Source organism: Herbaspirillum seropedicae, from assembly GCF_001040945.1.
GTDB classification, from domain to species: Bacteria; Pseudomonadota; Gammaproteobacteria; order Burkholderiales; family Burkholderiaceae_D; genus Herbaspirillum; species Herbaspirillum seropedicae.
Window position 1 is genome coordinate 532,562 of sequence record NZ_CP011930.1, and the last position, 21,887, is coordinate 554,448.

General features: G+C 59.4%; 21 protein-coding genes and 1 tRNA gene. 8 read left to right on the forward strand and 14 right to left on the reverse strand.

What is annotated here, in order from left to right; translation table 11 throughout:
- Nucleotides 1–9 precede the first annotated feature (9 nt).
- From rfaH to ACP92_RS02440, 4 genes are all read right to left on the reverse strand, one after another.
- A complete protein-coding gene (gene rfaH / locus ACP92_RS02425) occupies nt 10–507 on the reverse strand; it encodes a transcription/translation regulatory transformer protein RfaH (protein WP_013232524.1) in 498 nt (165 codons plus the stop codon).
- A 182-nt stretch (nt 508–689) separates the two neighbouring features.
- The gene (locus tag ACP92_RS02430) at nt 690–1,013 is read right to left on the reverse strand and encodes a rhodanese-like domain-containing protein (protein WP_013232525.1); all 324 of its coding nucleotides are present in this window, start codon (nt 1,011–1,013) and stop codon (nt 690–692) included.
- A gap of 19 nt (nt 1,014–1,032) precedes the next feature.
- Nucleotides 1,033–1,698 carry a protein-L-isoaspartate O-methyltransferase family protein gene (locus tag ACP92_RS02435; RefSeq protein ID WP_013232526.1) on the reverse strand — a complete coding sequence of 222 codons (666 nt, stop codon included), beginning with the start codon at nt 1,696–1,698 and terminating at the stop codon, nt 1,033–1,035.
- Nucleotides 1,699–1,849: 151 nt separating this feature from the next.
- Nucleotides 1,850–2,479, reverse strand: coding sequence for a TetR/AcrR family transcriptional regulator (locus ACP92_RS02440; protein ID WP_013232527.1), 630 nt, complete (start codon nt 2,477–2,479; stop codon nt 1,850–1,852).
- A 140-nt stretch (nt 2,480–2,619) separates the two neighbouring features.
- Between ACP92_RS02440 and ACP92_RS02445 the strand changes: the two genes are divergently transcribed.
- Nucleotides 2,620–2,874, forward strand: a complete 255-nt coding sequence (locus ACP92_RS02445) for a YkgJ family cysteine cluster protein (protein ID WP_013232528.1) — start codon at nt 2,620–2,622, stop codon at nt 2,872–2,874.
- 45 nt (nt 2,875–2,919) lie between these two features.
- Here the strand turns inward: ACP92_RS02445 and arsC are convergent, their stop codons facing one another.
- A complete protein-coding gene (gene arsC, locus ACP92_RS02450; RefSeq protein WP_013232529.1) occupies nt 2,920–3,273 on the reverse strand; it encodes an arsenate reductase (glutaredoxin) in 354 nt (117 codons plus the stop codon).
- A 284-nt stretch (nt 3,274–3,557) separates the two neighbouring features.
- Here arsC and ACP92_RS02455 point away from each other — a divergent pair, with 284 nt between their 5' ends.
- From ACP92_RS02455 to recQ, 3 genes are all read left to right on the forward strand, one after another.
- Nucleotides 3,558–4,412 carry an undecaprenyl-diphosphate phosphatase gene (locus ACP92_RS02455; RefSeq protein WP_013232530.1) on the forward strand — a complete coding sequence of 285 codons (855 nt, stop codon included), beginning with the start codon at nt 3,558–3,560 and terminating at the stop codon, nt 4,410–4,412.
- A gap of 139 nt (nt 4,413–4,551) precedes the next feature.
- On the forward strand, nt 4,552–5,424 hold the full coding sequence (locus ACP92_RS02460; RefSeq protein ID WP_013232531.1) for an undecaprenyl-diphosphate phosphatase: 873 nt from the start codon (nt 4,552–4,554) through the stop codon (nt 5,422–5,424).
- A gap of 41 nt (nt 5,425–5,465) precedes the next feature.
- Nucleotides 5,466–7,322 carry a DNA helicase RecQ gene (gene recQ / locus ACP92_RS02465; protein WP_013232532.1) on the forward strand — a complete coding sequence of 619 codons (1,857 nt, stop codon included), beginning with the start codon at nt 5,466–5,468 and terminating at the stop codon, nt 7,320–7,322.
- Between the two features lie 123 nt (nt 7,323–7,445).
- Here recQ and trmB read toward each other — a convergent pair whose 3' ends face one another.
- From trmB to ACP92_RS02485, 7 genes are all read right to left on the reverse strand, one after another.
- A complete protein-coding gene (trmB, locus tag ACP92_RS02470; RefSeq protein ID WP_041310046.1) occupies nt 7,446–8,165 on the reverse strand; it encodes a tRNA (guanosine(46)-N7)-methyltransferase TrmB in 720 nt (239 codons plus the stop codon).
- A 79-nt stretch (nt 8,166–8,244) separates the two neighbouring features.
- A tRNA-Gly gene (locus ACP92_RS02475) sits at nt 8,245–8,318 on the reverse strand.
- A 193-nt stretch (nt 8,319–8,511) separates the two neighbouring features.
- A complete protein-coding gene (locus tag ACP92_RS24140; RefSeq protein ID WP_013232534.1) occupies nt 8,512–9,045 on the reverse strand; it encodes a hypothetical protein in 534 nt (177 codons plus the stop codon).
- Nucleotides 9,046–9,361: 316 nt separating this feature from the next.
- Nucleotides 9,362–9,901 carry a hypothetical protein gene (locus tag ACP92_RS24150; protein WP_013232535.1) on the reverse strand — a complete coding sequence of 180 codons (540 nt, stop codon included), beginning with the start codon at nt 9,899–9,901 and terminating at the stop codon, nt 9,362–9,364.
- Nucleotides 9,902–9,921: 20 nt separating this feature from the next.
- The gene (locus ACP92_RS24155) at nt 9,922–10,803 is read right to left on the reverse strand and encodes an HNH endonuclease signature motif containing protein (protein WP_013232536.1); all 882 of its coding nucleotides are present in this window, start codon (nt 10,801–10,803) and stop codon (nt 9,922–9,924) included.
- Nucleotides 10,800–11,423, reverse strand: a complete 624-nt coding sequence (locus ACP92_RS02480; protein ID WP_244273907.1) for an OmpA/MotB family protein — start codon at nt 11,421–11,423, stop codon at nt 10,800–10,802. Before ACP92_RS02480 ends, ACP92_RS24155 begins: the two co-directional genes overlap by 4 nt.
- Nucleotides 11,424–11,500: 77 nt before the next feature.
- A complete protein-coding gene (locus tag ACP92_RS02485) occupies nt 11,501–12,808 on the reverse strand; it encodes a coiled-coil domain-containing protein (protein WP_013232538.1) in 1,308 nt (435 codons plus the stop codon).
- Between the two features lie 174 nt (nt 12,809–12,982).
- Between ACP92_RS02485 and ACP92_RS02490 the strand changes: the two genes are divergently transcribed.
- Together ACP92_RS02490 and ACP92_RS02495 are read left to right on the forward strand one after the other, a co-directional pair.
- Complete coding sequence (locus ACP92_RS02490) at nt 12,983–13,261, forward strand: hypothetical protein (protein WP_041310049.1); 279 nt, start codon at nt 12,983–12,985, stop codon at nt 13,259–13,261.
- A 518-nt stretch (nt 13,262–13,779) separates the two neighbouring features.
- Nucleotides 13,780–14,577, forward strand: a complete 798-nt coding sequence (locus ACP92_RS02495) for a hypothetical protein (protein WP_013232540.1) — start codon at nt 13,780–13,782, stop codon at nt 14,575–14,577.
- Nucleotides 14,578–14,613: 36 nt separating this feature from the next.
- On the opposite strand, the gene ACP92_RS02500 is transcribed toward ACP92_RS02495, so the two are convergent.
- Nucleotides 14,614–17,541, reverse strand: a complete 2,928-nt coding sequence (locus tag ACP92_RS02500) for an HD domain-containing phosphohydrolase (protein WP_082147452.1) — start codon at nt 17,539–17,541, stop codon at nt 14,614–14,616.
- 416 nt (nt 17,542–17,957) lie between these two features.
- Here ACP92_RS02500 and ACP92_RS02505 point away from each other — a divergent pair, with 416 nt between their 5' ends.
- The gene (locus tag ACP92_RS02505) at nt 17,958–18,170 is read left to right on the forward strand and encodes a cold-shock protein (RefSeq protein WP_013232542.1); all 213 of its coding nucleotides are present in this window, start codon (nt 17,958–17,960) and stop codon (nt 18,168–18,170) included.
- A 552-nt stretch (nt 18,171–18,722) separates the two neighbouring features.
- On the opposite strand, the gene tkt is transcribed toward ACP92_RS02505, so the two are convergent.
- Nucleotides 18,723–20,717 (reverse strand): transketolase, encoded by a 1,995-nt coding sequence (gene tkt / locus ACP92_RS02510; RefSeq protein WP_013232543.1) that lies wholly within the window; start codon nt 20,715–20,717, stop codon nt 18,723–18,725.
- 332 nt (nt 20,718–21,049) lie between these two features.
- Here tkt and ACP92_RS02515 point away from each other — a divergent pair, with 332 nt between their 5' ends.
- Entirely contained in the window at nt 21,050–21,862 is an 813-nt protein-coding gene (locus ACP92_RS02515; RefSeq protein WP_013232544.1) for a YggS family pyridoxal phosphate-dependent enzyme, read from the forward strand.
- Nucleotides 21,863–21,887: the final 25 nt, after the last annotated feature.

Genomic DNA, 21,887 nt, shown 5'->3' on the forward strand with positions numbered 1-21,887 from the left:
GCAGACCGCTCAGAGGATCTTGCGCAGGGAGCCAGGCGCCACGGCGACCGAGACCGGTTTGCTCAGCATTTCGATGAGCACCATGACCCGGCGCTCGCCATCGGCTTCGAGGAAGATGCCTTCGATGCCGGACAAGGCGCCTTCGACCAGCTGCACGCGCTGGCCGGGCGTGAAGGCGCGCTCAACAGGGGCTGCCTCGCTCTGCTGGGCCGCTTGCAGGGCCAGTACCAGGTCATTGCTGATCTTGGCCGGTTCGGTGCCGAAAGTCACCAGCCGGCTCACGCCCTTGGTCGAACGGATGGGCGCCCAGCTCTTGCTGGTGAGGCCCGCGCCCAGGCGGATGAACAGATAGCGGGGGAAGAGGGCCTCGCTGCTGAGCGTCAAGGCGCCGCGGCGGACTTTCTCTTTATGCAACAATGGCAGGTAGCACTCGTAACCTTGCTGCTCAAGATTCTGCTGAGCACAGACTTCCTGTCGGGGTTTTGTATGCACCAGATACCATTGCATGGCCTTCTCCAGGACTCGTTATGGACCATCATTGTAAGCGCGCGTTAAGAAGCGGCAAAGCAAGATGTGGTCGGCAAGATACGCTCGGCGCGAGAGAATCAGGCAAGACTGTCGCGCTTGACTCGCGTTTGAACATGCATCCGGGCCTGCCCGGATGATGCCCTTGGCTGGCTATGCTCAGCTCAGTAGGTCGGCATGGCGGGATCGACCTGGCTGGCCCAGGCATGCACGCCGCCACTGAGGTTGATCACCTTGGTAAAGCCCTGGCGCTCCAGGAAGGCCGCCACCTGCATGCTGCGGCCTCCGTGATGGCAGATGCACACCACCGGCTGTTCTTCATCGAGTTCCGAGAAGCGGCCGGGGATGGTGTTCATCGGCACCAGTTGCGAGCCGGCAATGTGGCAGGTCTGGTGTTCCCAGGGCTCGCGCACATCCAGCAACAGCGGGGTGGGACGGTCCGGATCATTGATCCACGCGGCCAGTTCCGTGGCAGAGATGTGCTCCATGGTGCGCTTTCCTGTGCGATCAGAAGGTGAAGTGGGACGGGGTCAGGGCCGCGTGCAGCGGCTTGGCCAGGGTCTCCACCACGTTGACGGTCTCGAAGGCGTGTTCCGAGGTGCGGGTGATCAGTTGCAGTTCCATCACCGGCAGCGAACCGACGATGGCCAGCAGGCGACCGCCGATCTTGAGTTGCTTGCCGAAGGCTTCCGGCAGCACCGGCAGCGAGCCCGAGATGACGATCACGTCATATTCGGCCGCCTTGCCATCGGCGCCCACCCAGCCTTGCGCGCCATTGCCCAGTTGTACATCCACATTGGCCACGCCGTAGTCCGACAGGTTCCGCTCGGCCAGGGCCTTCAGTTCCGGCGAAATCTCGACGGTAGTGACGTGACGCGCCTTGTGCGCCAGCAGCGCCGCCATGTAGCCCGAACCGGCGCCGATTTCCAGCACATATTCATGCTTCTTGACGTTGGCTTCCTGCAGGATGCGCGCTTCGATCTTCGGCGCCAGCATGTTCTCGCCGCCCGGCAGCGGGATTTCAGTGTCGAAGAACGCCAGGCTGCGATGGGCGGCCGGGACGAATTCTTCGCGCTTGACGACCATCAGCAGGTCCAGCACGTCCTGCGCCAGCACGTTCCAGGGGCGGATCTGCTGTTCGATCATGTTGAAGCGGGCTTGTTCGATATTCATGGCGGTGGGCTCGATCTAATCTAATAGCGACGGAAAGGCAGCATTTTAGCAAACACCGACGAGCTAATCAGCCCATCTGCGCGGGGAACAGGGCTGCCAATGGGCCTGTGTTGCGGGTTTTCCTCGGAGAAAGTGCTCCATCGGGAGGCGCTCATGCCTTCAGCCCATGGACGCAGAGGTCGATCAGGCTGGCCAGGTAGGCAGCGCTGTCGATGGGCGCGATGGCGCAGGGCGCCAGTGACTGGTCCCACAGCATCAGCATCATGATCGGCGCGGCGATGACCTTTTTCAGGGCGTGGGCGTCGAGGGGGCGGAATTCCCCGCGGGCCATGCCGCGTTCCAGCACCCGCACCAGGGTGGCGTCGCCTCGTGAGGTGATTTCTTCATGGTAGAAGCGCGCCAGCTCGGGGAAGTTGCCCGACTCCGCCAGCATCAGCTTGGCGATACCCTTGAGCCCGGAGCGGGACGCGCCCTGCCACCAGCCCAGGATCAGTTCGCGCAGCAGGTCGGCGGTGTGGCCGTCGTGGCTGTCCACGCGCGCTTCGGCCTCGTCCAGCAGCGGCAGCATATGGGCGCGCACGACTGACTTGAAGAGGCTTTCCTTGCTGTCGAAATAGAGGTAGAGCGTTCCCTTGGAAACGCCGGCCTGCGCCGCCACGTCTTCCAGGCGGGTGGCGGCATAGCCGCGCTCGACGAATAATTGCAGCGCCGCCGCCAGCAGTTCTTGCGGGCGGTCCTGCTTGCGTCGTTCCCAACGCGGTTCTTTGGCCGATGCAGACATGAGAAACAAGGTTACCGGGAGTGGGCAATGTAAGTGCGAAGCGCGCGCTGCGTCAAGGAGATGGATCAGACGGAGACGGATCAGGCCAAGAGCAGGCTTTGGTCTACAATGCCCCCGTCCAGACACAACCCGGAGCCGCCATGCAATGCCGCGATCGTTGTGGCGCCTGCTGCATCGCGCCGTCCATCACCAGTCCGATTCCCGGCATGCCACAGGGCAAGCCGGCCGGCGTACCCTGTATCCAGCTCGATGAAGCGATGCGTTGCCGCCTGTTCGGACGCCCCGAGCGGCCGGCCTTCTGTGGTGGTTTGCAGCCGGCGGCCGACATGTGCGGCGACAGTCGTGGCGCCGCCCTGATCTGGTTGCAGGCGCTGGAGCAGGCCACCGCGCCATAAGCCTTGAAGTAAGCCTTGAATCAAGGCCGGGCGCGGCGGGCGTGCTTACGGGAAGATTTCCTTGAGACGCTCGCTGGGCCGCACCAGCATGGTCCCCTTGGGCGCCACCACGATAGGGCGGTTGATCAGGATGGGATGCGCCAGCATGGCCTCGATCAGCTGCGCATCGCTCACGCCGGCAGCGTCCAGCCCCAGCTCCTTGAACAGCGCTTCCTTGGTGCGCACCACCTCCAGCACGGGCACACCCATGTCATGGATGAGCTTTTCCAGCGTGGCGCGGTCAGGCGGATTCTTCAGGTATTCGATCACGGTCGGCTCGACGCCGCCGTCCCGCAGGCCTTGTAGGACGTTACGGGAGGTGCCGCATTTGGGGTTGTGGTAGATGGTAATGTTGCTCATGGGAAATCCTGATCTGTGCGCGGTTGACATCCGAATCGTTCGCCATCTTGCGAAGCGCCCGAAATCGGCCAAAAACCGCATGGTAGCGCGGATTTACCCCCGCAAAACAGGCTTGTCAGAGGGCTTGCGGTAGAATTTCGCCCTATTGCACTGCACCTTTGACGCCGGAGATAGTCAAAATGCCGGTTTTGACCGGCTTGCCAGCAGTCATCTCGCTATTTTTCCTTTTTTATCCTCCTTTATTTCCTTCAACCCCCTCACATAAACAGTCACCCAGCCACCGTATGGATACTCTCCTCGCGCTCAAGGCGCTCATCATGGGCATCGTCGAAGGCCTGACCGAATTCCTGCCCATTTCCTCCACCGGCCACCTGATCCTGGCCAACAGCCTGCTGCAATTCACCGGCCCTGATCTCTCCAAGGAAAAGGCCGACGTCTTCGAAATCGTCATCCAGGCCGGCGCCATCCTGGCCGTCTGCTGGGAATACCGCGTGCGCATCGCCACCGTGCTGACCGGTATGTTCACCGACCGCAAGGCCCAGCGCCTGGTCGTCAACCTGATCATCGCCTTCCTGCCGGCCGCCATCCTGGGCTTCCTGTTCAGCCGTCGCATCAAGGAAGTGCTGTTCAACCCGGTCTCGGTGGCCATTGCCTTCATCGTCGGCGGTCTCATCATCCTGTGGGTGGAACGCCGCAACAAGGACCGCATGAGCATGGCCTCGGCACGTGTGGAAACGGTCGATGACATGACCCCGCTGGACGCCCTCAAGGTCGGCATCGCCCAGGCCTTCGCCCTGATCCCCGGCACCAGCCGCTCGGGCGCCACCATCATCGGCGGCATGATGTTCGGCCTGTCGCGCAAGGCGGCTACTGAATTCTCCTTCTTCCTGGCCATCCCGACGCTGTTTGCCGCCACCATCTACTCGCTCTACAAGGAGCGCGCGCTGCTGTCGGCCGCCGATGTGCCGCTGTTTACCGTGGGCACCGTGGCCGCCTTCGTCTCGGCCTTCCTGTGCGTGCGCTGGCTGCTGCGCTACATCAGCTCGCACGATTTCACCATTTTTGCCTGGTATCGCATCATCTTCGGCATCATCGTGCTGGTCACGGCCTACACCGGCGTGGTGGCCTGGGTCGAGTAATCCGGCCGGGTATTCAGCCATTTGTCAGCCTGCGGCAACCCTGCCGCGCTACACTGCAGCACCCCGCCGCCGGCCTCGCTGCCGGCGGCGGTTCCTCAGAACCATCCATCCTCGCCAATCCCATCCAGAGCACATCCCCATGGCCAATGTTTGCAGCGCCGGTCTCGATATCGGCTTCGCCTCCCTCAGTTACGCCCAGATCGGTCTGCTGGGCATCGTCCAGGGCATCACCGAACTGCTGCCCATTTCCTCCACCGCCCACATGCGCATCGTGCCGGCCCTGCTGGGCTGGCATGATCCCGGCTCGGCCTTCTCGGCCGCCATGCAACTGGCCGCGCTGGCCGCCGTGATCAGCTACTTCCGGCGCGACGTCAGCGCTGTCACCGGCGGCAGCTTGGCCGCCTGGCGCCGGCGCGACTTCAACGACCCCATGTTCCGGCTGGCTGTGGCCATCATCCTGGCCACCATTCCCATCGGCATCGCCGGGCTGTCGCTGTCGCACGTGCTCAACGCCTGCGGCTCGCCGCTGCGTAGCCTCACCGTGATCGGCTGGTCCTGCGTGGGCATGGCCATCCTGCTGGCCATCTCCGAGATGGTTTGCCGCCACCGCCGCAGCGTCGACCAGATGCGCCTGCGCGATGCCCTCATCGTCGGGCTGGCCCAGGTGGGGGCGCTCATTCCCGGCGTCTCGCGCTCGGGTTCTACGCTCACCGCCGCGCTGTTCCTCAACTTCCGCCGCGAAGAAGCGGCCCGCTTTTCCTTCCTGCTGGGTTTGCCCGCCATCGCCCTGGCAGGCCTGAAGGAACTGGCCGTGCTGTTGCATGCGCATATTCCCCTGGAAGCCTGGGGCGTACTGCTGTTCGGGCTGCTGGTGGCGAGCGTGTCGGCCTTTGCGGCGATCTGGGGGCTGATGAAATTCCTGGAGCGTTTCTCGACATGGCCCTTCATCGTCTATCGAGCTGTTCTCGGTGCTTTTTTGCTGGTTGCGGTGGCGCAGGGCTGGCTGCAATAAAATAGCGCCTTCGCTGCACACAGCTTCAAGGCTCTTCTTCCATGGTCGACTTCGATTCCCTGCCCGCCGACGCCCCTCCGCAAGAACGCGCTCTGCACGTGCTGGAGACGGTGTTCGGCTATTCCTCCTTCCGTGGCCACCAGGGTGAGATCGTCCAGCACGTCGCCGGCGGCGGTGACGCCCTGGTGCTCATGCCCACCGGCGGCGGCAAGTCGCTGTGCTACCAGGTCCCGGCCCTGCTGCGGCAAGGGACCGGCGTGGTGATCTCGCCGCTGATCGCGCTGATGCAGGATCAGGTCGACGCCCTCGATGAAGTGGGCGTGCGCGCCGCCTTCCTCAATTCCACCCAGAGCTTCGACGAAGCCATGCAGATCGAACGTCGCCTGCGCCAGGGCGACCTTGACCTGCTCTACGTCGCCCCCGAGCGCCTGATGACGCCGCGCTGCCTGGACCTGCTGGAGTCGGCGCGCATTTCGCTCTTCGCCATCGACGAAGCGCACTGCGTCTCGCAGTGGGGCCACGATTTCCGCCCCGAATACATCAAGCTGTCGGTGCTGCACGAGCGCTTCCCGCAGGTGCCGCGCATCGCCCTGACCGCCACGGCCGACCAGCAGACCCGCGAAGAGATCATCCATCGCCTGCAGCTGGAAGATGCGCGCCAGTTCGTCTCGTCCTTCGACCGTCCCAACATCCGCTACCAGATCGTCGAAAAGGCCAATGGCCGCAAGCAGCTGCTGGACTTCATCAAGAGCGAGCATCCCGAAGACGCCGGCATCGTCTATTGCCTCTCCCGCAAGAAGGTCGAGGAGACCGCCGACTTCCTGCGCAGTGAAGGCATCAATGCGCTCGCCTATCACGCCGGCATGGACTACGCCCAGCGCACCGCCAACCAGGCGCGCTTCCTGCGGGAAGACAAGATCGTGATGGTCGCCACCATCGCCTTCGGCATGGGCATCGACAAGCCCGACGTGCGTTTCGTCTGCCATCTCGACCTGCCCAAGAGCGTTGAAGGCTATTACCAGGAGACCGGCCGCGCCGGTCGCGACGGCCTGCCCGCCGATGCCTGGATGGCCTATGGCCTGCAGGACGTGGTGCAACAGCGCCGCATGATCGACGAATCCGACGCCGACGAGACCTTCAAGCGCGTCCTCGGCACCAAGCTCAACGCCATGCTGGCCCTGTGCGAAACCCTGCATTGCCGGCGCGTCCATCTGCTGGATTATTTCGGCGAGAAGTCCGCCCCCTGCGGCAATTGCGACACCTGCCTCACCCCGCCGGTCTCCTTCGATGCCACCGTCGAAGTGCAGAAGCTGCTCTCCACCGTCTACCGGGTCGAACAGCGCTTCGCCCCCGGCCATGTGATCGAGGTTCTGCGCGGCATCGACGGCGAGCGCGTCAAGCAATGGCGGCATGACCAGCTTTCCGTCTTCGGGGTCGGCAGCGATCGTGGCGAAGCCGAATGGCGCGCCATCCTGCGCCAGGTGATCGCGCTGGGCCTGCTGACAGTGGACGCCGACAACTACAGCGCCTTGAAGCTCACCGAAGCCGCCCGCCCGGTCCTGCGCGGCGAGCAGGCCGTGCAGCTGCGTCGCTACCAGAAGCCCGAGAAGGCCAAGCGCAGTTCGCAGCGCTCCAGCTTCGTCGAGACCGATCTGTCGACCGAAGAGCAGGCCCTGTTCGAAAAGCTGCGCTGGTGGCGCGTGGAAACCGCGCGCGCCCACAACGTCCCGGCCTACGTCATCTTCCACGACGCCACCATGCGCGAGATCGCCAAGGCACGCCCGCAGTCGCTGGACGACCTGCGCCACGTCACCGGCGTGGGCGAGAAGAAGCTGGAGACCTATGGCGCCCAGATCATCGCCCTGATTGCCGAGATGCAGGCCGCGCAGTCCTCGTAGTCCTTGCAGTCCTGATAGGCGCGCCTGACGTTTTCTGCACCATCCTCATTGCATCGCCCATGAAAAAACGGCATGTCCCGCAAGGGACATGCCGTTTTGACTTGAGCACGAGAGCAACCGGCGTCAGGCGCGCTTCTCGAACACCAGGTCCCACACCCCGTGCCCCAGACGCAGGCCGCGGTTTTCGAACTTGGTGGTATCGCGGTATTCCGGACGCGGCACATAGCCGGACGGATCGGTCGCCGTATTCTTCAAGGTCGGCTCGGCCGACAGCACGTCCAGCATCTGGATCGCATATTCTTCCCAGTCGGTGGCGCAGTGGAGATAGCCACCCGGTGCCAGGCGCGAGCTGATCAGCTGCACCAGCGGACTCTGGATCAGGCGACGCTTGTTATGGCGCGCCTTGTGCCACGGATCGGGAAAGAACACATGCACCCCAGCCAGCGTATCGGGCGCGATCATGTTGGTCAGCACTTCCACGGCATCGTGCTGGATGATGCGCACGTTTTCCAGATGGCCTTCGCCGATCAGTTTCAGGTAGCTGCCCACGCCAGGGGTATGCACTTCCACCCCGATGAAATTCTTTTCCGGCATCAGCGCGGAAATCTTGGCGCTGGTCTCCCCCATGCCGAAACCGATCTCGAGGATGGTCGGCGCCTTGCGTCCGAAGGCTGCTTCCAGGTCCAGCGGCGCCTTGTCGTAGGGCAGCAGGAAGCGCGGCCCCAGTTCTTCCAGCGCGCGCCCTTGCCCAACCGACACGCGCCCGGCGCGGGTAACGAAACTACGGATGCGACGCTCGCTGGGATCATAGAACAGCGGCTTGCCGGATTTGTTTTCAGACATGGATGACTCGAGAAACGGTGAGGAGCGGCCTGGAAGCATCTTGCCAGGCAGGGCTGGAAGCGGTCGCAGGCATGCGAGCTGGAGCGGGTGAAGGGGATCGAACCCTCGTCTTAAGCTTGGGAAGCTTCTGCTCTACCATTGAGCTACACCCGCGGAGCCCGCAATTTTACGCGGTTTTCCGGGTGTTTTGTGAACTTGAAAGTTGTCCAGTGGTATCGATTCTGTGATGGCCGGTTGCTTCAAGCTGTTATCGCGGTTGGAAAGAACATGCAATCTCATGCTTTTTTCTCATCGTTGATCTTTATGCACAGAATGCTCTAGTACTGACAAAAGCATCCCGAAGAGATCATTTTCCAGCCTCACTGCGAGCTATGATTTTTCCACCGACCGGCAGTTTGTTGCCTGCGTATATTAATAACTCAAAATCTGAACTGAGCATTGCGCAAGCGCGGACAAATGCTGTACGTGGTGTCTGGACGTTCTCATGAGCGATACACTTAATAGCTCTGCATCTGTCAGATATGTGAGAAGATTCAAAGGTCAATTTTGTATGTTCGGAACGATGGACAATCTGATGAGCAAGCTCATTCCTGATTGAACGAACTATATGTAAGTCAGTTTTAATCGTGCCATTGATCATTCCCAAAAGGCTGCATAAGTCAATTTTTGCCGAAAAGTTGGACAAAGGGCCATCGCCTGTAAAGAGTTTGTTCCAGGACTTTGGGTCGGAATGCAAAAAAAACTCCAATGCCGTAGTCATTGCCTCTTCTACCCAAGCAGCACCAACAATAGCGACGCCTCGGTCTGTTTGATCTTCCATCTCCTCGATAAGCGTTATTAAGCGCTTTTGACCCTCTTCCGAATTTGGATCAAATTTCATAGTCGGTCGTGGAAGATAGTCACGAAAGTATTAGGCATCAGAATTTATTTTATTTTGATGAATTTGCTGTTCTTGAACGATCTCATAAGTTCATTCTTCATCTCAGTTACTAGCTGATCGGCATAGTCTCGTGCTAGAGAGAGACCCACTGCTTTTGCAACAACAACTAAAGATGTAATGTCATTCTCTCTACCACAATTTGCACAAACAACCAGACTTCCCGCGGGGGGAGAATAATCCATATAAGGCAGTGCAAATTCTGAAGAGCGGCAGAATGAGCATCGCAACCGGATTGTTTCTTTCAGTTCTTCCACAGCTATGCAAGCCCTGACAATGAACCTGCAAGTCCGCCGACAATTGACGTTACTAGAGGATGCCCAAGAAACTTCGATAGGCGACCTTTGGCTTCCTGCTTTTCTTCCTCCGTAGCATTGGATTCGTCGATTTTTTGTAGAAGCTGATTAAATACGTTGTGAATATTCTGCACATTTCCGTTCCCGACTTGCGCAGGGCCATGCACGTTTAATGTGGCAATTTGCATACTCGCTCCAAGTTCGTATGAACGGTTTTTTCCGTGCTTAATCGAAATCGCTCTGCTTTGCCCTTCTTCCGTCAGCGTGATGTGTGAAAAATTCCCATAGGTTTTTTTCAGAAGCGACCGTGAATTACAAATATTAATGATTTTGAATAGGTAATCCTCTGACCAGCTGTATTTCTCGTCAAATGCAGTGCGATCGCTTTTACCAGCAACAAATGAAAAATGTACAGATTGAATGGTCCCTCCCATGCCTTCCATGTCATCGTTCATGAAACTCAACACTGTATCGATATCGGATTGTATTTTTTCTGGGTCCATGTTTGGTTCAAATTAGTGATTTAAAGCTTTCCCCTTTTTACACTGCTTTGTCGCGTGAGTACTGGCCTATTCGGATAGCGCGAAACAAAATCAACATACGCTGGGAGAGATTTCATATGCTCATGCATCGGTTCGTCCGCGTGACATCGAATACATAGTACCGAAAGATTAGCATCGGAATTATCATTTTTCATTCCATTTATGTGATGGACGTGCATATATTTTGACTCGCGTATACCCAGCGCAATGCGGCACTTACTGCAGCGATATCCCCGCGTCTGTTTAATCCGCTCGGATATATCTCCCCAATCGACCGAGTAATCATTAAGCGGAGCTGTCTCAGATGTATGAACTGGCTTTTCGAGAATTAGATCTTGTGGGTACTGATTAAAAAAATCCTTCAGTAGAAAATTCTTTACGCGGTCAATACGAAGGGTGCGATCGAGGTCCAGTTGAAATCCCTTCCAGGAAATCGACGCGAGGCACATTTGGCAAACGTTTAGCTCAACGATTTTTGGTTTCGCCCCGTGCTCCATAATATTCACTTGGAACATACCATCGTCTCGATTGGCCACGACGTAGCGAGCGAATCGATGATTTCGCTTCATTTTGTCGAGCGTGCCGCAAAAAGCGAGATGAAATTTGGGCATTTCCTCGCGTTGCCCGAAATTGGATACATCACGGATGTATAGAAGAACGCGGTACCCTTTATAGGCTAGTGTTCCATCTTGCAGAACCTGAACTTCATCGAATTTAACTTCTATGCCGTCTTGCCTCAACTGATCACGAAGATCTATCGGCTTATATATGTTTTCGATTTTAAAGCCTACGGCTAACGATGCGCCCATTTCGTGACGCAACGCATTTAGATCAGAGGCTAGAAGAAAATTTGGTAGCTTCAAGGCTGCTCTGCCTTCAAATCGCGAGCGATTTGATCCATTCTGTCGCTAGCATTTGTGACAATACGAAACTCCACTCGTTGGTTAGCTAGTTGTGCAGCTGCTGAGTTGTCGTCTGGTGATATAGGCTTAGAAGATGAGAGGCCATTGGCTGTGACATGTCCCACTAGCCAGTCTTGCTGTCGTTCTACTGCGGGAAGCCTAAGTAAAAATTCGAGTGCACTTCTGGTTCGCGCTTGAGAGAGCTCCATGTTAAGAAAGTACGCGGTTTTCGTGTCGGTGCTATTTGTCCAGCTTCGGCTGGTGTGACCCTCAATTCTTATTTCTTTTATTGCATCTCGATACTTATCTGACGTAAGCATCGTTACGTATCGGGGGAAAAAATCTCTAAGAATTTGCTTGAATTTTGGCCTAAGTTCAGCAGAGCCTGTGGCAAACAGCACGGTAGGGTCATTAAAACGGATCGTCATGTCGCCGAGCAGTTCTGCATTCCACTGTTTCAAATCTCGTGAAAACTCCTTTTGAAGTGCTTGCAACATATCGCTCTTTGTTTCTTCAAACTCATTCACGACCAGCGTAGTCGTTTGCTCCACACGCAGCATAAAAGCTGCAGTTAGGAGCATGAATACCATCATTAGACCTGTCATGAGGTCAGCTAGTGGGATCCAGTATGATTGGTTGCTTTGCTCAATATCCATATCTATTGGGCGCTAGCGATCCGGACAACATCGCGCAGCTTATCTGTTAGAGGACTATAGTCAGCTACGAACTTCTCGGACAAGGACGCCAACTGACGTCCAAGTGATTCCAAGCTTTTAGTCAATTCCTCTTGCAGTCCTTTGTCTAGGGACACCACACCTTGTCTGATGGTATCTAGCCCCTTCTGCATTTCATCGTTCACTTGCTTTTGCGATGATTTGATCGTCTCAGAGAGCAATTGCTTCATTTCGGCCGACGATCCTTGTATTTGCACACCAAAATTCTTCACTATATCGCTGACATCTGATTGGACTCTAGAAACACCCAGCTTTATTGCATCGGCGAGTTCTTCCATTTTTTTTGCGAACACTGGGGTGACATCCTTCATTTCAATCAGTACGGCGGAAAGAGAGCGCTGCGAATCTTCAATGGCGGCGTATTGCTGGGAAAGTCCTCGAAGCAATTGCTCGAGTCTTGAGGCTGTTTCAGTGAAACCATCAGCGCGGCTCACCATTAGGGACATTCCATTGGCTGCGTTTTGAAGATCTGTCGCTGAAGACTGTTGTACGGCTTGTAGCTTATCTAACTCCTCGCGATATTGAACTTGCCAAACTACTAGTTTTTCCACAGCCATATTTAGATGCTGGAAATTTTGTCCGAATTGCTCGTTGATTTGAGCGTTAAAATCTCGAATCACTTCTTTTAAAGCTTCGATTAACGCTTTCGATCCATCTTCTGCCATCTTGCTGGCGAACGCGTCGAAAGAGCCGCGCAGCGCAGTTAGTTGATCATTTTGTTCTTGTCTCATCAGTTTTAGTTGAGAGAGCAGGCTGCCGTCTTCAGTACCCGATAGGCTCCTCTGCAAAGCTTGAGTAGCGGCCACTACGTCATCTAAGCTCGCCGCTTTAGGGGCGCCAATACTGTGTGGAATGGGGCTCTTTTGTTGGTGATGCCGAAAACGAATACATAAAGAGCCAAAAACCCCGCTGACGGAAGCCCAAAATGCCGTCTTTACACCCTCTAATAAGTGTGGAACGCTTGAAGACACTTTTGCTGAGTCAAAGTGCAATAGCGCAAGGGCTATACCTAGAAAACACCCGAATATGCCAACAGTCGTAAGTATTTCGGGGCCGTGTTGAACAGCAAAGCGGTTGAAGCGAAAGCAAGTGAAATACACCGTTAGAGATAGGTTAATCGCGATAAATGTCATCGTGATTCCATCATGCAGGATAGACTCGAATCCATTCGCTGCGAATGCAAAAGGTGAAACGATCGCAATTCCGAACGCTATAGCTGATTTCAGTAGCATGTGTTTCCCACTCCTCTTGTTTTTTTAGAGTAGTTAAAACAGCTAAAGCTAAGTTAGAGTTTTAATTTCTCTCAAATTTTTCCTGATAAATCGAAGCCCCTATTCGCATCCGATTATCAATTTTTCATCGTTGTGTTTTATGCTGTTGCCACAGTGCATTTTCTGGGAAGGCTCATGGAAAAAGGCTGCTACGGCGAAATTTCAACGCAAACACTATCCCTTGAACAAAAGAATACACTGGTCCACGCTATCGCGGAAGATAGCGGTCTAGGTTTTGGTTATTACGGATTCTTTGAAATACTACTCGTCATCTTCGAAGATATTCCCGGCTTCGAGACCGAACAGCCGGTAGTCAGCTTTCTCGCCGAGATGTGGCAGATCTATGAGGGTATGACGAATTCATCGATGAATTCCATGCGTGTGAGGATTTTATTCTTCTGCATGCGCGGGTAGATTGCCGTGGCGATCTCCATTTTGCGGGCGGTTTTCCCTTCGCATCTACGGCTATCGGCTCGGAGAGAGCCTGAACTTTCCGCGGGATTGTACTTTTCGAACCAACCGGAGGCGGGGTAGGGCGGGGCGAGATCGGACGACGGATTTCCCCTGGGAGCTATCGAATTTGCTATTTAAATCCTGGGCAAATCCAGTTCCCAGCTCATTTATCCTTCTCCTCAGCCTCCCTCGCTTTCCTCTCCTTGGCATATTTCTCAGACATCTTCCGCCATTGATTCAATTGCCGGAAATAAGTCCTTTTGACGCTAACCTCCGACAGAGGCCGTATGCCACGGACTGGACTGACAGGGGGAACACGACGCTCGCTCATGATGCCTGGCTCCTGCTGGAGATGGTTGGCTGGGAGCCTAATCTTACTCTCAGGACCCGGCCCAACGCATTCACCGGCTGAACTGAACAACGACACCCCAGTCTATCTCCTCGTCATTTCCCTGGTTCAGCCATCGGAGACCGCCACCATGTCCCTGCACGAACAGTACATCTTCCCGCTCCAGCCCCACCTGCCGCCGCCCGACTGGCCAGCGCTCGACGCCCTGTTGCTGGAAAAGGGCTTTGTCATCTCACCGCGCGGCAGCGATGTACCTGCCTGGGCGCTCAATGAGCTGCGCCACAGGCTGTGCCAGGCATTGGACTGCCAACTGGTATGGCGTGAGGGCGCGCAGACCACCGGTGACGTGCTGCGTGACTACGTTGGCGCGGGCACGTTGCCCGAGGGCTTGCCCATCCGCGATGACATGACCATGGCCGAGACGCTGCAACTGCTGGCGCGTCACGACATCTGCTCTCTGATCAAGGAAAAGTCGGACCACTGTACCTGGCACAGCCCGGCCTACAAACTCGGACCCGCGGCGGTGGCGCTGCTGAGCGAAGAAGGGGCGCGATACTACGAGGAAGCTCCTGACCGCTTCCACCTCACTCTGCTGGCCTATGATGGCCCGCATCCGTCGGTGTGCGTGGGCGAAAATCTTGAGCCGCCTTGCCTGCCCGGCAGCGATGAGCCATTGGCGGCGCTGCCGCCCTTCGAGAGCCATGTCGATTTCATCGGTGCGGCCTTCGAGGATCCCGGCGCGCAGTGGTATTGCGAACAGACCGGCCAGAACTATCACCTCCTGGATCTGGACTGGCAATACAGCCTCGGGTTTGGATTCCGGATGATCCGGCTGCAGGGGATGGATCAGGACAGCACGATGCGCCTGGCCCAGGCCATCGGCGAGCTGGTCGGCCAGCCTATGGGATGCAGCCATCTGCATTTGTGAGCGGTGGTCGCGGAGCAAGTAGCGCTGCTGTGCCGGTCAGGAAGCGGCGGTTCCGGTCAGCGCCTCGATCTCGACGATATCCACCGCATCAATCTGCCCCTCCTTGAGCAACTCCCCCGCATACACCTCCCACAACCGGCTACGCAGGAAATACCGGAACAACTCCGTATCCAGATGCCGTTCCCGGCACATATTGGCCATGATGCGCAGTGACTCCGAGAGCGTCTTGGCCGGCTTGTAGGGCCGGTCCGCGGCGGTCAGCGCTTCGAACACATCGGCCAGCGCCATCACCCTGTCCTGCAAGGGCAGCTCGCTGGCCTTGAGCCGGCGCGGGTAGCCGGTGCCATCCATCTTCTCGTGGTGATTGGCCGCCGTGTCCGGCACGCTCTTGAGCGATTCCGGCCAGGGCAGGCTCTTCAACATCACCAGCGTCTGTACGATGTGATTGTTGATGGCGAACCGGTCCTCGGGCGTGAGCGTGCCACGGCGGATGCCCAGGTTGTGCAGCTCGCCCATGTTCTGGCGATAGCGCGGCAATGTCATGTCAAAGCCCAGCGTATTGCGCGGGTCGCCTCGCTCCACCGCCGGACGGTGCTCTTCATCCCAGGGCACGATGTGTTCGGGGCGATCGGCCAGCAAGGGCTCGGTCACCGGCAAGACCTGCGCTGCCTGTCCCTGGCGCGTGGCGGCCAGGCGGCGCGCTTCCTCTGCCGCCAGGCCCAGGCTGTCATCGAAATGGCGCTCCCAGGTCTGCGTGGCGATGCGGGCCAGGCGGGCAATGGCTTCTTCTGACATCGCTTCACTGCCCACATTGCACTGGGCCACGAAGGCAAAGTCCTCGCGCAGCCGCGCGCGCTGCGCCTCCAGCGCTTGCGCCTGCTGCTCCGATAGCGCTTGCGGCAACTGATGCAGCAGCGCCAGCTCGGCGTCGCGCCATAAGACTTCAAAGCGCATCCGCACTTCATGGATGCGATTGTGGATCACTTCCAGCTTGGTCGCCTTGTCGACGATGTGCTCGGGGCTGGTCACCTTGCCGCAGTCATGCAGCAGGGCGGCCAGCCGGAAGGCATAGCGTTCGTCTTCGTTCAGGCTGAAGCCGGCATACGGGCCTTCGCGCTCCTGCGCCAGCCGCTCCACCAGCATGATCGCCAGATGCGGTACGCGCTCGCAATGGCCGCCGGTGTAGGGACTCTTGGCGTCGATGGCGTCGGCCATCAGGCGGATCAGGGACTCCAGCAGCGCCTTCTGCGCGGCGATCAGCTGGCGCGTTTCAATGGCCACGGCCAGCATCCCCGACAGCCTGCGGGCAAAGGCCAGGAAACGCGGATCGCCATGCGCGCTGTCATGGGCATGCACCAGCACCAGCAAGCCTTCCAGTGAACCATTGCGTCCGCGCAGGTCCAGCTCTACCCGCAAGCTGCCATCGGGCAGTGCACGCGTGTTGCTGGATGGCGTGTGCTGGCGATCATGAGCGAAGGATTCCGCCAGCCCATGGTCGGCGCCGTAGCCGGCGGCGCGCTGCATCTGGCCGCTCTCGCGCTGCCACAGGTAGACCGCGCCGGCCTGGCAGCGGGTGGCCTGGATGAATTTCTCCAGCACCTGTTGCAGCATCTGTTCGACATGCGTCTCGGTACTGAGGATGGCGCTGATGTCGAGGAAGGCTTCCACGGTCAGGCTGACGTTGTCCACCATCTCGGTGAGCATGTTGACCTCGCGCAGCATGCTGGCGGTCTTGCCCTGCTCGCGGAAGTCGAAGCGCGACATGCGCCGGGCGCGCGCGGCCAGCCGTTCCATGCTGCGGCCAATGGCGCGGCCGGCCCACCAGCCCAGCGGCAGGAAGGCGATCACCAGGAACAGGGCAATGAGCACCATGGTCTTGCGATTGCGTTCCAACTGGCCCAGCAGCTCGTCGCCCGGCGCGGCAATGAGCAGATGCAGGGGATGGTCGTCGATGACATTGAAGGGCAGCGACAGCCCCAGCCACTCCTGGCCACCAGCGTGATAGAGCGCATTGGTCTGGCCGCTACGCGCGCGCCTGGCCAGCAGCGACAGGGTGGGGACATTGAGTTCGTCCAGCGAGCGGAAGCGGAAGCTGTCGCCATCCTGTTCCAGCACCCGGTTCATGTCGCTGTAGGCGATGACCTTGCCGGCCTCATCGACCAGCGCCAGTTCGCTGTGGGGCGTGAGGCGCAGATTGCCCAGGCTGGTGGCGAGATCGTCGAGGGTCATGTCGATGGCGACCACGGCCTCGCTGGCATGGGCGCGCTGCGACAGGCTGATGCCGATCTGGCGGGTGGTGAAGAAGACGTAGGGCGCAGAGATCGAGGGCATCAGCGCACGGTTGGCGCTGGCGTACCAGGGGCGGGTGCGTGGATCGAAGTGATACTCGGGCTGCTCGCGCAGCGAGAGCAGCCTCAGGTCGTCGTCATAGAAGCGGTACTGTCCGTGCTCCTGGCCGTTGGCGTTGCGGGTGATGGTCTGCACCAGGAAGCGCGCCGACTCGGGCGCGCGGAAGAAACTGCGCTGCTCGGCGCCGCGCAAGGCGCGCACCAGCAGGAAGTCGCCATTCGGATAGCCCACATAGACCGCCGAGACCAAGGGATTGGCGACCAGGTCCGCAGAAAAGGCGGCGATGCGCGCGAGTCGCGTATCCAGTTCTCCGGCCTGGGTGATAGGATCAAATGCCAGCTGGCGCAGCGTCGCCACGGCGGGGTCGATGATGCGGCGCGAGCGCTCGGTCATGATGCGCCCGGCGTCCTGGGCCGAACGTTCGGCCATGTCCAGCAAGACCTGGCGCGCACCCCACCAGCCCACCGTCACCAGCACCACGGCCAGCAGGATCATGCCCGCCATCACCAGGGCAGAGATACCGAACCTGACCGGCAGGCCAGTGCTGCGCAGATCACGGGAAGGGGCGTGCAAGGACGAGCGCGAAGAGCGTCTGGAGCGTCTGAACAGTGGCATGGATAAGGGCAGGCAAGGACAGGTGGACTTGCTGGGAAACCGTGGTTCCGTCTTGCCGCCCCAACCTGTGCAAAACAGGACCCGGTCTTTTGCTGCAAGCAATATACCGTATTGATGACTTGGCCGCAGTTACGCCGGAGGTGAAAAAGCGGTTAAGCCCACCATGCCCGCGCTCTAGCCCCTGCCAGCGGCGAGATTGGACGAAATGCCACACAAAAGTCACTAATTTTCGTCATCTTGTTTGTGGTGGTGTACAATACGCCTTGTACTTGCATCAAGTAGTATTCTTGTTGGTTCCAATTCCGCCTGACTGTCGTTCCCTCCTCGGTCGTTCTGTTTTCTTTCCTTCGGTTTCAGTTCTTGGTCTCAAGTGCCCTCCAGGCATGTTGCCTCAACACGTTTCAAAGGAAATAAACATGAGCAGTCAAACCGGCGTAGTCAAGTGGTTCAACGATGCCAAGGGCTTCGGTTTCATCACTCCTGATGCAGGTGGCGCAGACGTCTTCGCCCACTTCCAGGACATCCAGTCCACCGGCTTCCGCAGCCTCTCGGAAAACCAGCGCGTGTCCTTCGACCGCGGTGTCGGTCCGAAGGGCGAGAAGGCGACCAACATCAAGGTCATCGCCTAAGCCAACGAACATCCTCGCTGCCCTTGCCTGGCAGTGCGCTGGAACTCCATACGCTCCAGCGCGCAGGCAGGCAGCAACCAGCCTCACCGACCTGTTCCAGACGGTCAGCCGCAGACTGTCACCTTGCAGATAGCAAGGGCCGGTCATTCTGGACAAGGAAGGTGAGGCGGGTCTGACGTGCGTCGGGATCTTTCCGGCACGCCGGACGCGGCAGGCAGCCGCCAGGCCGCATGTGGCCGTGCAGATAGCGCGGGCATGCAGCAGGGAGTGTGCAAGCCAGCCGCTCACGGGTTTGTCCCGTGTAGCAAATAGTTAATTATGGTTCGTCACCAGCGTCGCTCCCCCGTCAACACAACGGCGGCAGGACAATAAAACGGACAACTGCATGACGACGGCACCGTCCAGATAGGCCGGGTACGTCAGGCCAACGGCACTGCGCAGATAGCGTGGGCCTGGGCCAATCTAGTGTAATCAATGAACGGCCCGCCTGATTCAAGGCGGGCTTTTTGCGTTCTGGGGCAACGCTTCTCACAGATTGAATGTGAACAGGCCCTAGTGTGTCCCTTGCACCAGCAAGCGCCGCGCCTCTGCCACCACCGCCTCCGCCGTGATGTTGAAGTGACGATAAAGCACATCGGCCGGCCCCGGCGCGCCAAAGCCCGGCATGCCGACAAAGCCGCCGCGGGCGCCCAGGTAATGGTCCCAGCCAAAGCGCAGCGCCGCTTCCACACCCACGCGCACCGTCTGCTCACCCAGCACCTGCTGGCGATAGGCCGTGTCCTGCTGGTCGAACAGTTCCCAGCAAGGCAGCGAGACCACCGCCGTGGCGATGCCTGCCGCTTCCAGCTGTGCGCGCGCCGCGCAGGCCAGCGCCACCTCCGAACCGGTGGCCAGCAGCGTGACCTGGCGCGCACCGCATTGCGCCTCGTGCAGCACATAGCCGCCGCGTGCGCAGCGGTTCTCTGCCTCATACTGGCGGCGCACCGGCGGCAAGGCCTGGCGCGCAAAGACCATGCTCACCGGGCCGCTGCGATGTTGCATGGCGATCTCCCAACATTCGACCGCCTCGGTCGCGTCTGCCGGGCGCATCACCAGCATGTTGGGCATGGCGCGCAGCGAGGCCAGGATTTCCACCGGCTGGTGGGTCGGGCCATTCTTGCCGATGCCGATGGAGTCATGGCTGAACACATACTTGACCGGCAATCCCATCAGCGCCGACATGCGCATGGCCGGACGTTCGTAATCCGAAAAGGCCAGATAAGTGACCGACAGCGCAATGACGCCACCGTGCGCCGCCATGCCATTGGCCATCGCACCCATCAGATGTTCACGCACGCCGCAATGGACATAGGCGCCGCTGCGATCATCAGCAGTGAAGGCATGCAATCCCCCCTTGTGCGCCGTCGGCGCTTCCAGGTCGGCGCAACCGACCATGCGCTCGGGCATCACCTCGGCCAGCAGCTTGTTGATGGCCGCCGAGATCAGGATGCCGCCTTGCGCCTGTTCCGGCTCGTGCGCACTGCGCTTGAATGGCAGCAGCACTTCCTGCCATCCACTAGGCAATTCGCCGCGCATGACGCGTTCGAATTCGGCGCGCTGCGCCGCTGGCAGCGCTTGCACGCGGGCTTGCCACTGCTGGTGCTGGGCGTCGTTGCGCTGACCGAAGCTGCGCCATTGCGCAAGGATGTCCTGCGGGACATCGAAGGGAGCGTGCGGCCATTGCAGCAGTTCGCGTGCAGCTTGGGCATCGTCCTCGTACAGGCGCGCGCTGTGACCGCCGCGCTGCCCCTGCACGCGTGGGATGCCGCGACCGATCACGGTGCGGCAGGCGATCATCGACGGCCTGTCCGAGCCTTGTGCGGCATCCAGTGCACGTGACACTGCCTGGATGTCATGGCCGTCCACCTCCACCACATGCCAGCCCGCCACGCGGAAGCGCTCGGCCACGTTCTCGCTGATGGACAGCTCGGTCTTGCCGTCGTCGGTGATCTGGTTGTCATCCCACAGCAAGGTCAGCTTGTGCAGGCGCAGGTGGCCCGCCAGGGAAATCATTTCCTGGCCGATGCCCTCCTGCAGGCAGCCATCGCCGACGAAGGCATAGGTGCGATGGTTGACGATGTCGTCACCGAAGCGCGCATTGAGATAGGCCTCGGCCACCGCCATGCCGAAGGCGTTGGCGATGCCCTGACCGAGCGGGCCGGTGGTGACTTCGATGCCCAGCTCGGGCGCGTATTCCGGGTGGCCGGCGCAGTGCGAGCCGAACTCGCGGAAGCTGCGCACCTGTTCCAGGGTGATGTGTTCGTAGCCGGTCAGGTAGAGCAGGCAATAGAGCAGCATCGAGCCATGGCCATTGGAGAGCACCACGCGGTCGCGATCCCACCAGGTCGGCGCCGCCGGGTTGAAGCGCAGGTGGCGCGCATACAGGGCGGTAGCGATCTCGGCCATGCCCAGCGGCACGCCCTGGTGGCCCTCGGTGGCGCGCACGATGGCGTCGATGGAGAGGAAGCGGATGGCGTGCGCCAGCGGCTGCAGGGGATGTTCGTTCATGACGGCAAGGCGCCCGTGCCGAGCGGCCGGGACGTGGGTCTCCGTTGTGATGGTGGAGGCCTATTCTTTGCGAGGGCGGCCTGATGAGGCAAGCGATGAAAATTCAGCAATGACTGAATCCGCGTCAACTAGGTCCTGCGTCGCACCGGCAACATGCGGCGGCTCGGGGCGTAAGTTGACCTCCTGCCCATTGCCCATTGCCCATTGCCCATTGCCCATTGCCCATTGCCCATTGCCCATTGCCCATTGCCCATTGCCCATTGCCAATGGGCCGGCCAAACCACTGTGCTATATTTTGTCCTATGACAAAGTGTGCAATGCATGAGGCCATCATGAGCGATCCACAATTCCCCGAAGACGAGAGCACCGCAATCCGTCACGACATGCACGGTCGCTGGCCGGCAGCAGCGTCGTTGGATGAATTTCGCGCCAACCTGGCGGCAGTGCACAGGCGCATTGCTGCGGCGTGCGAACGTGCAGGACGTCCTGCTTCCAGTGTGCGGCTGCTGCCGGTGAGCAAGACCAAGCCGGAGTCCAGCATCCGTCTCGCCTATGCCGCCGGCTGTTGCCTGCTCGGTGAAAACAAGCCGCAGGAAGCCTGCCACAAATGGGAAGCCACGCAAGACCTGAGCGGACTGCAATGGTCGGTGATCGGCCATCTGCAAACCAACAAGGCCAAGCTGGTCGCCCGCTTCGCCGCCGAGTTCCAGGCGTTGGACAGCCTGCGTGTGGCGCAAGCCCTGGAGCGCCGCCTGCAGCAGGAAGGACGGGGGCTGGATGTCTTCGTGCAGGTCAATACCTCCGGCGAAGCCAGCAAGTATGGTCTGGCGCCCGAGGAGGTCGCTCCATTCCTGCGCCAATTGCACGCCTATCCGGCGCTGCGCCTGCGCGGGCTGATGACGCTCGCCGTGTTTTCGCCCGACCCGGCGCGGGTCAGGCCCTGCTTTAGCCTGTTGCGAAACCTGCGCGAGCGCCTGCGGCAGGACGTGCCGGCAGGCGCGCAGCTCGATGAACTTTCCATGGGCATGTCGGGTGACTACGAGATCGCCATCGAAGAGGGCGCCACCGTGGTACGCGTGGGACAGGCGCTCTTCGGCGCCCGCGCCTTGCCGGATTCCCATTACTGGCCCTCGCCCGACAACTGATCACTGATGCGGGAGGGCGCTCCCG